At 71.3% G+C, this 13,328-nt stretch carries 15 protein-coding genes, 1 tRNA gene and 1 pseudogene; 1 reads left to right on the top strand and 16 read right to left on the bottom strand.

Annotation, left to right across the window (positions count from 1 at the left end; genetic code table 11):
- Positions 1–2: 2 nt before the first annotated feature.
- Entirely contained in the window at positions 3–815 is an 813-nt protein-coding gene (locus RY94_RS08000; protein WP_082046129.1) for an HAD-IA family hydrolase, read from the bottom strand.
- Between the two features lie 215 nt (positions 816–1,030).
- Between RY94_RS08000 and RY94_RS07995 the strand changes: the two genes are divergently transcribed.
- Positions 1,031–1,106 (top strand) — tRNA-Thr (locus RY94_RS07995).
- 206 nt (positions 1,107–1,312) lie between these two features.
- Here the strand turns inward: RY94_RS07995 and csrA are convergent.
- The 15 genes and pseudogenes from csrA to RY94_RS17235 all read right to left on the bottom strand — a co-directional run bounded on the left by csrA (position 1,313) and on the right by RY94_RS17235 (position 13,158).
- Positions 1,313–1,588, bottom strand: a complete 276-nt coding sequence (gene csrA / locus RY94_RS07990; protein ID WP_043443318.1) for a carbon storage regulator CsrA — start codon at positions 1,586–1,588, stop codon at positions 1,313–1,315.
- Between the two features lie 4 nt (positions 1,589–1,592).
- Positions 1,593–2,834 (bottom strand): hypothetical protein, encoded by a 1,242-nt coding sequence (locus RY94_RS07985; RefSeq protein ID WP_156135068.1) that lies wholly within the window; start codon positions 2,832–2,834, stop codon positions 1,593–1,595.
- A gap of 126 nt (positions 2,835–2,960) precedes the next feature.
- The gene (locus tag RY94_RS17775; protein ID WP_156135067.1) at positions 2,961–3,257 is read right to left on the bottom strand and encodes a hypothetical protein; all 297 of its coding nucleotides are present in this window, start codon (positions 3,255–3,257) and stop codon (positions 2,961–2,963) included.
- The gene (locus RY94_RS07980; RefSeq protein WP_043443314.1) at positions 3,232–5,280 is read right to left on the bottom strand and encodes a flagellar biosynthesis protein FlhA; all 2,049 of its coding nucleotides are present in this window, start codon (positions 5,278–5,280) and stop codon (positions 3,232–3,234) included. The genes RY94_RS17775 and RY94_RS07980 overlap by 26 nt, the downstream gene beginning before the upstream one ends.
- A gap of 3 nt (positions 5,281–5,283) precedes the next feature.
- A complete protein-coding gene (locus RY94_RS07975) occupies positions 5,284–6,384 on the bottom strand; it encodes an EscU/YscU/HrcU family type III secretion system export apparatus switch protein (RefSeq protein ID WP_043443312.1) in 1,101 nt (366 codons plus the stop codon).
- A 2-nt stretch (positions 6,385–6,386) separates the two neighbouring features.
- A complete protein-coding gene (locus RY94_RS07970; RefSeq protein WP_043443310.1) occupies positions 6,387–7,145 on the bottom strand; it encodes a flagellar biosynthetic protein FliR in 759 nt (252 codons plus the stop codon).
- A gap of 1 nt (position 7,146) precedes the next feature.
- Complete coding sequence (gene fliQ, locus RY94_RS07965; RefSeq protein WP_043443307.1) at positions 7,147–7,422, bottom strand: flagellar biosynthesis protein FliQ; 276 nt, start codon at positions 7,420–7,422, stop codon at positions 7,147–7,149.
- Position 7,423: 1 nt separating this feature from the next.
- Entirely contained in the window at positions 7,424–8,116 is a 693-nt protein-coding gene (gene fliP / locus RY94_RS07960; protein ID WP_043443979.1) for a flagellar type III secretion system pore protein FliP, read from the bottom strand.
- Between the two features lie 162 nt (positions 8,117–8,278).
- Positions 8,279–8,605 (bottom strand): annotated as a pseudogene (locus RY94_RS17240) (flagellar type III secretion system pore protein FliP); the annotation flags it as partial.
- 140 nt (positions 8,606–8,745) lie between these two features.
- The gene (locus RY94_RS16805; RefSeq protein ID WP_052274086.1) at positions 8,746–9,333 is read right to left on the bottom strand and encodes a FliO/MopB family protein; all 588 of its coding nucleotides are present in this window, start codon (positions 9,331–9,333) and stop codon (positions 8,746–8,748) included.
- Positions 9,333–10,037, bottom strand: a complete 705-nt coding sequence (fliN, locus tag RY94_RS07945; RefSeq protein WP_043443305.1) for a flagellar motor switch protein FliN — start codon at positions 10,035–10,037, stop codon at positions 9,333–9,335. The genes RY94_RS16805 and fliN overlap by 1 nt, the downstream gene beginning before the upstream one ends.
- The gene (locus RY94_RS07940) at positions 10,034–10,891 is read right to left on the bottom strand and encodes a flagellar motor switch protein FliM (RefSeq protein WP_231554445.1); all 858 of its coding nucleotides are present in this window, start codon (positions 10,889–10,891) and stop codon (positions 10,034–10,036) included. Before RY94_RS07940 ends, fliN begins: the two co-directional genes overlap by 4 nt.
- A gap of 94 nt (positions 10,892–10,985) precedes the next feature.
- Positions 10,986–11,963, bottom strand: coding sequence for an OmpA/MotB family protein (locus RY94_RS18115; protein ID WP_043443301.1), 978 nt, complete (start codon positions 11,961–11,963; stop codon positions 10,986–10,988).
- Entirely contained in the window at positions 11,960–12,787 is an 828-nt protein-coding gene (locus RY94_RS07930) for a motility protein A (RefSeq protein WP_043443299.1), read from the bottom strand. The genes RY94_RS18115 and RY94_RS07930 overlap by 4 nt, the downstream gene beginning before the upstream one ends.
- Positions 12,787–13,158, bottom strand: a complete 372-nt coding sequence (locus RY94_RS17235; RefSeq protein ID WP_082046128.1) for a flagellar FlbD family protein — start codon at positions 13,156–13,158, stop codon at positions 12,787–12,789. The genes RY94_RS07930 and RY94_RS17235 overlap by 1 nt, the downstream gene beginning before the upstream one ends.
- Positions 13,159–13,328 lie beyond the last annotated feature (170 nt).

The following is a 13,328-nucleotide window of genomic DNA, read 5'->3' as shown; positions in this document are numbered from 1 at the left end:
GGTCAGTTCCGCTCCGTGACGACGCCGTCGAGCGCGTCCGACGACGGCAGGCCGACGGACCGCGGATCCGCCGCGGGAACGCGCCGCGGCAGGGCATCGGCCGCGGGACCAACGCGCGGTGTGTCCGTCGACGCCGACGCGAGCCATCGGGGCAGGTGGCACATGGAGGGCAGCACGACGTCGGCCCCGGCACTCCGCAGCGCGGCCTCGGGGTGGGCGCCGGTCAGCACTCCGACGACGGCACCCGCCCCCGCGCGCCGACCCGCGGTGACGTCCGACGTCGTGTCCCCCGCGACCAGCACGGAGCGTACGTCCTCGATGTCGAGCGCGAGGACCGCGGTGAGGATGATGTCGGGGTAGGGACGGCCGCGCCCCGCGTCCGAAGGGCAGAGGCTGAGATCGGCCAGCCCCATCCAGCCGAGCGATTCCAGGATCATGTTCTGGGTGTGCCGGCCGAACCCCGTGGCGAGGCAGATCCTGAGTCCGGCCTCACGCAACTCCAGGATCGCCTCCTCGGCGCCGGGGATCGGCTGCACCCCGTGCCGCGCCAGCAGGTCGTCATAGGCCGTCTCGAAGGTCCGGTTGACCTGCGCTGCAGCGGTGATGTCGGGGAACAGATCGCGGAAGACGAGCTCCTTCGAGGTGCCCATCTGCCGGCGGGCGTACGCCGTCATCAGGTCGAAGGCGCCGGTACCCTCCTGGACCCCGTGCGAGGCGAGAGCTCGTGTCAGGGCTTCCTCCTGCAGGCGGCCCTCGTCCACCGTGGTTCCGGCCATGTCGATGACGGCGAGCGTGAACGAACGATCCTGTGTCATGCGGCATCCCCCTGGTGGCCGGCCCGCTCCGATGCGGGACACGCTGCCGCCCATGCTCTCGGAGGGCGCTGACGCGCCGCCGTCCAGAAGGCCGACGGCGCGTGAACTGTCGACGAACTCCCGGACACGGGCACCGTTTTGACCGCGGGCCGACCCCTCCTATAAAGTTGTCACTTGTGGATCGGCCCGGGTGATGTCCGGGACCAGGAAGCAATGCCTCCTTAGCTCAGTCGGTAGAGCGTCTCACTCGTAATGAGAAGGTCGCCAGTTCGACTCTGGCAGGAGGCCCCATGATTGCCCCGGTCGGTTCGCCGCCGGGGCTTTTTCGTGTCCGGATACCGATGTGTCCAGGGACCCGTCCTGCCGGCGGCGCCGAGCGCCCGGACGCGGAGTCCCGGGATCTGCCGGAGCCCGGCGCGCCGCGCCGGATCCGAGGGGACCTTCCAGGCGCCGGCGATCCACCACGCCGCGGGCCCCCTGCGTGGTGGAGAAGACCGTCAGGTGTCCGGCTGGGCGGCGCCCGCGTCGTCGGCGGAGACGGTCGCACCGGACTGCAGCAGGGCCTTCAGTGCGTCGGCGCCGTCGGCCCCGGCCGCCGCGGCCGCCAGGTTCGCTTCGGTGACCGCGCGGAGGACTTCCTCGCGCTGGATCTTGACGCCCCGGGGTGCGTCGATGCCGATGCGCACACCATCGCCACGGGAATCGAGCACCGTGATGACGATGTCGTCGCCGATCAGGATCTGCTCGCCGACCTTTCGCGTGAGTACAAGCATCGTGTCACTCTATCCCGGCCGGCTCGGCACGGCGTCGACCGCTGCCCGGCCTGCGCGGCCCCGCAGGAGCGGAGGCGCGATCATCGGCCGATGCAACGGCAGGAGAAGGCTCGGCCTCGCCTGCGGGACGCCCCTCCAGCCACCCGATGGGGAGGCCGAGCGCCTGCACGCTCTCCGGCGTCGCCGTGGTTGCCGACCCGATGACGGCGAGTCCCGCCGGAGCGAGCCCGGCGCGCTCCATGCTGCGGCGCAGTGCCCCGACCCACGCCGCGGTGTCCGCCTCCTTGCGACCGGCGTCGACGGCGAGCCACACCTGGTCGGGCCGCAGCGCGAGCAGGGCACGGGCGTCCGCCAGGGGGTCCTCCGAGGACAATGCGACGAAGACGGCGTGCCCGCCGTCGACACCCGCGGCACGAGCGGCGTTCGCCTCCAGCCGGTCGCCGACCGAGCGGCCCTCGGGGTGCGCCCGGTCCGGTGGCCCCGAGACCGCGACGGCTGCGGGCGCTCCCCGGCTCAGGACGGTGGCCATCGAGGAGGCAACCGCCCAGCCCGCGGCGGGCGCTCCGACGACGATGACGAGATCACCCGGTGCCCGCAGCACCGAGGGCGCGGCGGGCGCGGCGACGGGCACCCTGAGAACCTGGCCCCGGACCTCGGGCAGATCCGTCGGGTCGCCGGCACGCTCGCGGAGGAACTCGGCGTCGGATGCGGGACCGGACTCGCGTCCGGACCCCGCACCGGCCCCGGCGGAATCGGAGGATCCATGGTCCGGGTCCCCGGCCCACGCATCCCGGTCCACGGCGATCGACCGCCGGGTCCTGGCAGTCCCGGCCCCGGCCCCGGGGGCATCAGGTACGCCGGACGCGGACGCGGCCACCGCATCCCGGTCCACAGCGATCGACCGCCGGGTCCCGGCAGTCCCGGCCCCGGCGTCACCCGAAGCGCCCCGCATCGAGGAGGGGACCGGCGCTGCCGCAGGGTCGGTGGCGAACGTCAGTTCGTCCATGAGTGCCGCGAAGAGACCGGAATCCGTGGACACCGCGGCAGGGGGCGCGCTGCGCGGTTCCGGGGTCCCGGCGCGGTCGGCATCGGGCCCGGACGCTATGCGGACCTCATCGAGTTCGGCCTGCTGGAGGAGCGCATCGAGACCTGATGGCCCGGCGGCCGCACTCCGGCGCCCGCGCGGCCGCCCGCCGCCGGGCGCTCCGAAGGCGCTGCCGGGCGCTCCGAAAGCGCTGCCGGGCACTCCATCGAGGGCCCCGTCGGAGGAGCCGCCACGAGAACCGGTCCGAGGACCACCGACGGGACCGCCCCGGGGCCCGTCCGGGGACCCGNTACGGGCCGCGTGCCCTCATCGTGTCCGCGGAACTCGTCACGGTGGGCGGGATCCGCGGCGTCCTCGCCCGGAAGCACTACGAGATCGTGGTCGAGGTGCCGGGGACCCGCCCCGCGAGCGCGCGCTGCCGGCGGCGCGAAGGCTACCGTCGCCGTCGGGCTCCGGCACCTCGACCACGATCTCGTAGTGCTTCCGGGCGAGGACGCCGCGGATCCCGCCCACCGTGACGAGTTCCGCGGACACGATGAGGGCACGCGGCCCGTACAGCGCCGCGGCCTTCGCCTTCAGCTCCTCGAGGGAGGGGCCTTCAAGATGAAATAACTGCGGTACCACGGACCACTCCTACTGTCTCGATCGCGACGTTGGCGCTCGTGACCTCCTGGTAGGACAGCACGGGCAGGTTCGCCGCCTGCGGTCCCACGAGACGCCTGAGTGCGGGCCGCAGCGCGGGCGCGCACACGAGCACGGCCGAGTTCCCGGCGGCCTCGATATCGGCGACCGTCGAGCGGACGGAGGAGAGCACGGCATCGGTGCGCGCCGGATCGAGCATGATCTGCGTGCCCTGGTCGGAGGGCCGGAGCCCCTCAAGCATCGACTGCTCGAGCAGCGGGTCGATCATGATGACCCGCAGCAGCGTGCCGTCGAGGTACTGCTGGGTGACCGCCGGTCCGAGCGCGAGCCGCGCCGCCTCGATGAGCCCCTCGGGTTCGGAGGACGCCTTGGCCCTGAGCGTCAGCGCCTCGTAGATGCGGGAGAGATCGTTGATCGGCACCTGCTCGGACAGGAGTCCCTGCAGGACGCGCTGGACCTCGGCGAGGGACAGCAGCCCGGGGACGAGCTCCTCGACGGCCGACGGGTTGACCTGGCGGACGCCGTCGGTGAGCACCCGGACGTCCTCCCGGGACAGCAGGCGCGCGGCGTTCGCCGTGATGACCGAGGACAGGTGGGTCACGAGGACGGACACGCGGTCGATCACGGTGGCCCCGGCCAGCTCGGCGTTGTGCCGGAGCTCGGCGGGCACCCACTTCCCGGCGAGCCCGAAGACCGGCTCGACGACGGCGGTGCCCGGCAGGTGCGCGAGATGGTCGCCGAGGGCCAGCACCTTGCCGCGCGGAGCCTCGCCCCGCCCCGCCTCGACGCCGGCGATCTTGATGACGTAGGTGGCGGGCGGCAGCTCCACGCTGTCCCGCGTGCGCACCGGAGGCACCACGACGCCGAGCTCCAGAGCGATCTTGCGCCGCAGGGCGCGGACCCGGCCGAGGAGATCGTCCGGCGCCCCGGTGACGACGTCCACCAGGTCGGGCGCCAGCAGCACCTCCAGGGAGTGGACGCGCATCTGCTCCAGGAGGTCGTCGGTGCTGTCGGTCGACGGCCGGGCGGCCTCGGCCTCCAGCGCCGTGGCGGCCGTGCGGGCGTCGGCCTCGGACTTCCTGATGCGCTGCGCGATGACGATCAGGCCCGCGCCCACCACGATGAACGGCAGTTTCGGCATACCCGGGATCAGTGCCATGACGACCGCCGCGGCACCCGCGATGCGCAGGGCGTTCTGCGACTGGCCGAGCTGCTGGGCCGCGGTGGAGCCCATGTCCGCCTCGGCGTTGGAGCGCGTGACGATCATGCCGGTGGACACGGCCATGAGCAGCGCCGGGATCTGGGTGACGAGGCCGTCACCGATGGTGAGCAGGCCGTAGGTGGTGAGTGCCTCGGAGACGGGCAGGCCGTCCTGCAGCATCCCGATCGCGATGCCACCCACGAGGTTGATGATGATGATGATGATGCCGGCGATCGCATCGCCCTTCACGAACTTGGACGCACCGTCCATGGCCCCGTAGAAGTCGGCCTCTGCCGAGACCTCGGCGCGCCGCTCGCGGGCCTGCGTGTCCGTGATCAGCCCGGCGTTGAGGTCGGCGTCGATGGCCATCTGCTTGCCCGGCATCGCATCCAGGGTGAAGCGGGCCCCCACCTCGGCCACGCGCTCGGCACCCTTGGTGACCACCACGAACTGGATGACGACGAGGATGAGGAAGACCACGGCGCCGATGATGATCGAGCCGCCGACCGCGACGTGCCCGAACGCGGCGATCACCTCGCCGGCGTAGCCGTCCCCGAGGACGAGGCGGGTGGAGGCGACGTTGAGGCCCAGGCGGAAGAGCGTGGCCACGAGCAGCAGGGACGGGAACACCGAGAAGTCCAGCGGCTTGCGGATGAACATGGTGTTGAGCAGGATCACCAGCGCGAGCAGGATGTTCACGATGATCAGGAGGTCCAGCAGCACCGAGGGCACCGGCACCACGAGGAGCAGGATGATGCCGACGACCCCGACGGGTACCAGGAACTTGGGGGCGGATGAGCGCATGGTCTAGAGGCCTCCGGCGGTTGCGGGTCGGACGGGCAGGGTGTGGACGCCGCGTGCGGCCCCCCTGGTCTTCAGGGACATGACGAACGCGAGGATGCGGGCCACCTGGTCGTAGTTCTCGAACGGGATCTCCTCCCCCAGCTCGCATGCGGCGTGCAGCGCGCGGGCGAGCGGGATGTCGGAGACCATGGGGACGTTCTTCTTCTCCGCCTCCTCGCGGATCCTCGCGGCGATCACCCCGGCACCCTTCGCGACGACGCGCGGCGCGGAGCGTCCGGGTTCGTACGTGAGTGCGACGGCGACGTGCGTCGGGTTGACGAGGACGACGTCGGCCCCGCCCACGGCGGCGATCATGCGGTTCCTGCTCATGGCGAGCTGGCGTGCGCGCCGCTGGGACTTGATGAGGGGGTCGCCGTCGGAGTTCTTGTTCTCGTCCTTGACCTCCTTCTTGGTCATGCGGGTCTTCTTGCGGTTCCGGCGCTGCACCACGAGGACGTCCATCGCCGCGAGGGCGAGACCGGCGACGACGGCGGCCTGCAGGAGCGCCGCCGTCCCCTCCCCCGCGGTGTTCAGGAGCGCGGCGACGGACAGCCCGCCGGCCGCCATGAGCACGGGCATCAGGCCCTGCACGACGACGACGAGCACGAGGCCCACGACGCCGGTCTTCAGGAGCGCCTTCGCGCCCTGCCAGAGGGCCTGCCCGCCGAGGATCCGCTTGAGGCCGGTGACCACGTTGAACTGCTCGAACTTGCCGGAGAACTTCTTGACGTGGATCCCGCCCTGCAGGGCCGCGGTCCCGAGGACGGCGACCAGCAGCACGCCGAGGAAGGGGCCGAGGATCCCGGCGAGCGAGGCGCCGCCGTCGGCCAGGGCGTCCAGGGCGATCGCGGGGTCGGGGCTCGCGATGGTGTCGGTCACGCGGACGAGCTGCTCGGTGGCGGCGTCGGCCGAACGGGAGATGAGGGAGGGCAGCATGAGGGCGGCGGCGCCGACGCCGATCCACGCCGTGAAGTCCTCCGACTTGGACAGCTGCCCCTTCGAGCGGACGTCCTTCATCCGCTTGTCGGTGGCCTGCTCGGTCTTCTCCCCGGAATCCTCCGCCATGGTCAGCCCACCCCCATCAGGAGCTCGGCGGCGTTGTCCGCGAGGGTCGAGACCACGCGCGGGAGGGCGATGAACACCACGCCGCCGAGGCTGAGCGTGATGAAGATCTTGAGCGGGAACCCGAGCGCGAACGCGTTCAGCGCGGGTGCCACGCGCGTGAGGAGCCCCAGGCCGACGTCGGCCAGGAAGAGGACGACGATGAGCGGTCCGGCGATCTGCACCGCGGCGAGGAACAGCCCGGTGACGGCGCCGGTGAGTGCTTCCGCGGGCTCCGCGAGGTCCAGCCCACCGCCGAGCGGGAGGGCGTCGAAGGTGCGCACGAGTCCGCCGATGATCAGCTGGTAGCCGTCCGAGGTGAAGAGCAGCGTCAGGGCGGTCAGCTGGAACAGGCGGGTGAACTGGGCGCCGTTGACCATGGACTGGGGGTCGAACCCCTGGGCCAGCGAGAAGCCGCCGAAGAGGTCGATGAGGCTGCCGGCGGACTGGATGGCGGAGAACACGACCAGGACGAGGAAGCCGAGTGCGGCGCCGACCACGAGTTCGAGGACCAGCGCGCCGATGTACTGGCCCGTCCCGCCGGTCTCGTACCCGGCCTCGACCGTCGGGGACACCGCGAGGGCGAGCCCGACGGCGAGCATCGCCTTCACACGCGCCGGGATGCCCCTGTAGGAGAAGGGCGGCGCGATCACGAGGAACGCGACGATCCGCACGCCGGCGAGCATGATCGCCTCGATGCGGGACTGGTCCAGGACGATCTCCATGTCAGCCGCCCCCGAGGAGCCCGGGGATGCGCTCGAACATCTCGTGCGTGAAGGAGATCATCTCGGAGATCATCCAGTGGCCGCAGACGAGCAGGGCGATGCACACGGCGGCGGCCTTCGGCACGAACGAGAGCGTGACCTCCTGGATCTGGGTGATGGACTGCAGCAGCGAGATCGCGAACCCGACCACGAGGGCCGTCAGGAGGACCGGCGCGGACAGTTTCGCGGCGACCCAGATGCCGGCGAGCCCGATGTCGAGGACGGCGTTGGTATCCACGTCAACCGCCCTGGTAGCTGTTGATGAGGGCCGTGATGATGAGGCCCCACCCGTCCACGAGGACGAACAGCAGGATCTTGAAGGGCAGCGAGATCATGACCGGCGGGAGCATCATCATGCCCATGGACATCAGGGCCGCGGACACCACGAGGTCGATCACGAGGAACGGCACGAAGATCACGAAGCCGATGATGAACGCGGCCCGCAGCTCGGAGATCATGAACGCCGGGATCAGGGTGGTCAGCGGGACGCTCGCGGCGTCCTCGGGGTTCGGCTGCCCCGCAGCGCGGGTCATGAGCGCGAGGTCCTCCTCGCGGGTGTGGGCCAGCATGAAGGTCTGCAGCGGTCCGGAGCCGTCCGTGAGCGCCTCCGTGAACGTCGTCGTGCCGTCGAGGTAGGGCTGGACGGCGAGGCTGTTGATCTCGGTGAGGACCGGCGCCATGATGAACAGCGACAGGAACAGTGCGAGCCCGGCGAGAACCTGGTTGGGCGGGATGGACGGCAGGGACAGCGCGTTCCGCGTCATCGCGAGCACCACGAAGATCTTCGTGAAGGACGTCATCATCAGCAGCAGGGCCGGTGCCACGGACAGCAGGGTGATGCCGATCAGGGTCAGGACCGCGGAGCTCGGTGCGCCGTTGATGCCGTTGATCTCGACCGAGAGGCCGTCGTCGACGACGCAACGGCGAATCAGTTGCGTGCCCTGTGGACCGTCGCTGGTACGACCGTCCTGCTTGCAGGGTTGGTGGCCTTCCTCCTCGCCAGTACGGTCCCGAGCAGGCTCATGCGACTCAGGAAGGCGACGGAACTGCTCGCACAGGGGGAGCTGAAGGTCCGGACGGAGGCGAACGAAGGNGGACAGCGCGTTCCGCGTCATCGCGAGCACCACGAAGATCTTCGTGAAGGACGTCATCATCAGCAGCAGGGCCGGTGCCACGGACAGCAGGGTGATGCCGATCAGGGTCAGGACCGCGGAGCTCGGTGCGCCGTTGATGCCGTTGATCTCGACCGAGAGGCCGTCGTCGCCGCCCGGCGCCTCGGGCGCGGTGGGATCGGCGGGTGCGGATGGCGCCGCGGGTTCGGGGACGCCCGGGTCCAGTTCGCCCGCGTGGCCGGCGGCGGCGCCGAGGAGGACGACGACGACGGCGAGCGCGAGGGCCGCGAGCACCGTGAGCAGCGGCATCAACGGCGCACGGACGGAGCGGCCGGGCCCGGAGCGGCCGGGCCCGGCGGGGACGGAGCGGATGGCCGCAGTCGCGTTCGCCGCGGGGTGGGATGGGCAGGCGGAGCGTACCGGGTGGGCCGACGGCAGGAGCGCCGTCGTCACCCGGCCCGTCCCTGGCGCAGGAAGGCTGCGGTCTGCTTCCACGTGGCGGGCGCGAGGATCGAGCCCTGCAGCGGTGCCGTAGGACGCACGGTCCCGGATGCCTGGGCGGCCCGGGCCGCCCGGCGTGTGGCGGGCATCGGGGGGTTCCCCGCCGTGGCGAGGCGCAGCGATGCCGCGAAGTCCGCATCGGGTTCCGGAGCGGAGGAGATAGCCGGGCCCGGGGCTCCGGACTGGACGGCGCGGGACGGCACGGAGGTGGCCGGGCCGGAGGATGCGGACTGGACGGCGCGGGGCGGCACGGCGTCGTCGGCCGCCGGAACGGCCTGCAGCGCACGCGGGGCGACAGCGGAGTGCAGGACCGACACCGCCTGCTCGGTGACGCCCAGGTAGAACCGCGTGCCCTCGGCGTCGACCACCACGAGGGAGGCCTTCGCGCCGAGGCCCTGACGGGCGACGACGGACACGAGTCCCGCGCCTGCCCGGTTGCCGTTGAGCTTCGAGACCTTGCGGTGCAGCACGAACAGCAGCGCGAGGACCACGCCCAGGGACAGCAGCACCCGCAGCGCGAGGACCACGACGTCCATCAGACGGCGCCGTCGGCGACGTCGAGGATCTGCGTGATGCGGACCGCGTAGTCCTGGTCGACGACCACCACCTCGCCGTGAGCCACGAGCCGGCCGTTGAGCAGGACGTCGGCGGGAGCGCCGGCGGAGCGGTCGAGTTCGATGACGGCACCGGGTTCGAGGTCCAGGACGTCCCGGACGGACATCCGGGTGCGGCCGATCTCCACCGTCATGGCCATCTCCACGTTGCTGATGCGGCCGAGGTTGGCCGCACCGGCGGGCGCGGAGGAGCGGCGGGGGGCGGCGCCGGGCCGGGCACCGCGCAGGCGCACGGCGAACCATCCCACGGTGCCGGAGGGCCCGGAGAGCCGGAACACGGAGGTCTCGGCGTCACGGAACAGCGGCAGGGCGTCCTGCACGGCGGGGGCGCCGAGCACGCCGTCGCCGAGGGACGAGGAGGCGGCCTCGAGCGCCGGCACGAGCACGTCGGCCGGGGAGACGAGGGGCGACGACGTGCCGGCGGCGGCGGCGAGGGGCTGGGTGTCGATCAGGACGACGGCGAGGTCCGCGGAGGACGCGCCCACGAAGGAGGCGACGACGGCGGTCGACGCGCTGGCGGACGGAACCTCGGAGGCGTTGCAGGTCTGGGCCGTGAGCGGCCCGGGAAGGGGCAGACGCGCGGCGAGTGCTGCGGCGGCGTCGAACTCGGCGGTGATGGTGTTCATGGTGCGGGGTTCTCCTCGGTGGTGACTACTACGCAGGCAAGGCGGGATCCGTTCTGGCCCAGGGCGGCCTCGCCGAGCCGCTGCCCGTTGATGGCGAGCTCGAAAGGCCGGTGCTGCGGATGCGGCAGCTTCAGGACGTCCCCGACGGCGAGGTCGAGGATGCGTGAGGGCAGCACGGGCAGCGCGGCGAGCTGCACCGCGACGTCGACGGGCACGTGCGCCACCTGCTGCTCGATCAGTTCGCGGGCGTCCTCGCCGGTCGCGGTCGGGTTCGTGTCACCGAGCTGTGCCAGCAGGAGCTGCGCGGGGATGGCGACCGTCGCGGGGCAGGACCGCTCCCCGACGCGGATCTCGAAGGTGCCCACGATCATGAGCTCCGTGGTCGAGGCCGCCTGGGCGAACTGCGAGTTGTACTGGAGGGAGTCGATCCCCAGCTGGTGCGTCAGCACGGACCCGAGCGAGTAGTGGAGCCCCTCGAGGGCGTCGTCCATGAGGCGCCGGATCAGGGCCTGCTCGATCTGCGTGAACTTCCGCTCGCCCGGAGGGACCGTCCCGTGGCCGCCCAGCATGGAGTCCACCCAGAACAGGCCCGCCGAGGCGGGGAACTGGATCACGGCCTTGCTCGTGTGGTCCGGGATGGCGCACAGGACCATCGCCGTGGTGGCAGGCAGCGATGCCGCGTACTCGTTGTAGGTCTGCATGAGGACCTGCTCGCTGGTCACCTGCGAGATCACGCGGACCTTCGCGGTGAGCTGCGTACCCCACTGGCGCGCGAAGGTCTCGAACGCGAGTTCGAGCACGCGGGAGTGCTCGCGGGCGAGCGTGGTGGGACGGCGGAAGTCATAGACATCCACCGCCCTTGCGGGTGCCGAGGGCACGCCAAAGGAGAGTTGTTCCTGGACCGTCACGCCAACGACTATCGGACGACGCCGGCCGGTCGTTAGCGGTTCAGTTGCCGCTGGTGATTCCCGGGATGAGCGCGCGTACGCTCTCGGGCTCGTCGGAGTGCACCACGATGTCCACGCGGCGGTTCAGTTCGAGCTCCGCCTCGGTGGTGCCGGGCGCCAGGGGCCGCGATTCGCCGTAGCCGATGGCCACCAGCCGGGGCGCGGGCACCTTGCCGGTGTCGATGAGGTTCCGGACCACGTTGACGGCCCGCTCGGTGGACAGTTCCCAGTCGAGCGGCCGCGGCACGGAATCGGGCAGGCGCGCGGTGTGCCCCTCGACGCCCACCTCGTTGGGGATGGTCGCCAGGATCGGTCCCACGCTCCCGAGCACGCGCTGCGTCTGCTCGGTCAACTGCGCGCTGTCGGGGAGGAAGAAGGTCTCGGAACCGACGAGCCGGATGGTGAGGCCGCGCTCGTCGATCACGTAGCGGACAGCCGTCTCGAGGTCCCGCTCCCGCAGCCCGGCGTCGATCCGCTCCTGCAGGGCCCGGAGGTTCTCGACCTCCGCCGTCGCGCGCTCGCGGTCCGTGGTCGGCTCCGCGGCGTCCCCACCGGCCGACGGCGAGGGCGACGGCGTGGGCGCTGTGGTCTCTGATGCTCCTCCTGCGGACGGCGCGGGTGACGGCGTCGGTGCGGCGACGTCGGCGGCTCCGGGTTCGTCCTTCTGCGTCTCCGGGGCGGCGTCGGCGAGCGCGGCTCCTCCGGTGAAGGACTCGCCCTCGGCGTTGACGTTCTCCGCGGCGACGACGGTTCCCTCCGCCGTGTCCACCGTTGCGGTCTCGACCGTGCCGAAACCCGTGGCAAGTGAGGCACGCAGCTGTTCGAACTTCTGCTGGTCCACGCTGGACATCGCGTACAGGACGATGAACATGCACATCAGCACGGTGACCATGTCCATGTAGGACGCCATCCAGCGCTCGTCCGGGTGCTCCTCGCCGTGCTCCTCGCCGCGCCGCCGGCGGTGCGGACGTCTGCTCACGCGGCGGCCTTGCCCTGCGCGGCCGACCCTTCGGCGCCCTTGGCGCCCTTGCCGGAATCCTTGCCACCCTTGCCCTGCGCATGCTGCGGCACCATCGCCTTCAGCCGTTCACCGAGCAGCCGGGGCTGGCTGCCGGCCTGCACCGCGAGGACCCCCTCCATCAGGAGCGTCATGCGTGCGGTCTCCATCTCCCCCAGGCGCTTGATGCGGGTGCCGATGGGCAGCCACAGGAAGTTCGCCGAGAGCAGGCCCCACAGCGTCGCGACGAAGGCGGCGGCGATCATGGGGCCCAGCTTGTCGGGACTGGAGAGGTTCTCGAGCACGTGGGTCAGCGAGACGACGGTCCCGATGATGCCCACGGTCGGGGCGTACCCGCCGAGGCTCGCGAAGAACTTCGAGGCCGTGCGGTGCGTCTGGGAGGCGGAGTCGATCTCGTCCTCGAGGATCTCGCGCAGCTCCTCGCCGTCCGTCCCGTCCGCGATGTTCTGGAGAGCCCCGCGCAGGAAGGGGTCCTCCACGGTGGTGGCTTCCTCCTCGAGGGCGAGCAGCCCCTCGCTGCGGGCCTTCTCGGCGAGGACCACCACGCTGTCGATCGTGTCCTGCGGAGGGGTCGTCCTGCCCATCATGGCCGACGGGACGGCCTTCACCGCGACCAGGAAGTCCTTGAAGGTACCGCCGGCGATCCCGATGGCGATCGTCGCGCCGAACACGAGGATCATGGGCGCCGGCAGCAGGAGCGCCTCGACGCTCGCGTGCTCCAGGGTGATCATCGCGTACAGCGCGCCGAAGGCGACGAGAATACCGATGATTGTTGCGGGATCCATTACGTGGTCCTTGGTCTGAACTGGACGGGCGAGCCGGCGCCATCGGTGGCGGCATGCCCGTTCTGGCTGGTCCCGGTGGCGTCGGCCTTCCCGGCGGGGGCGTCCCGGACGAGGCCGAGTGGACGCTGGGTCGGCTGGTCCCCGACGTCGAACGTGTCATCGGACGGATCGCCGGGCATGAACCGTGCCAGCGAGATGATGCGCGCACGGTAGGCGGCGATGAGCTCGATCACCTCGACGAGTGACTCCGTGACGATGTATTTCGCGCCGTCGACCATCACGAGGGTGGTGTCCGGATTCTCATGGATGCGCTCGATGAGGTCAGGGTTCACCGCGAACTGGCTCTCGTTGAGCCGGGTCACCACGATCATCGGACATCCTGCGTTCGGGACACCCCGGCGGGGCCTCTTCCTCCCACTGTCGGCACGGGCCCCGGCTTCGTAAGGTCCCGGCACCTCGTGGACGCCCCGGCGGACCCGCATGACCGTCCGGGCGCCGGTCGGCCGCTCCTGCGGCCCACCGGCGCCGTTCCCGGCCCGAT

Source organism: Arthrobacter sp. L77, assembly GCF_000816565.1.
GTDB lineage: Bacteria > Actinomycetota > Actinomycetes > Actinomycetales > Micrococcaceae > Arthrobacter_D > Arthrobacter_D antioxidans.
Note: the sequence above shows the minus strand (reverse complement) of the source record. Positions and strands in the feature narration are given on the sequence as shown.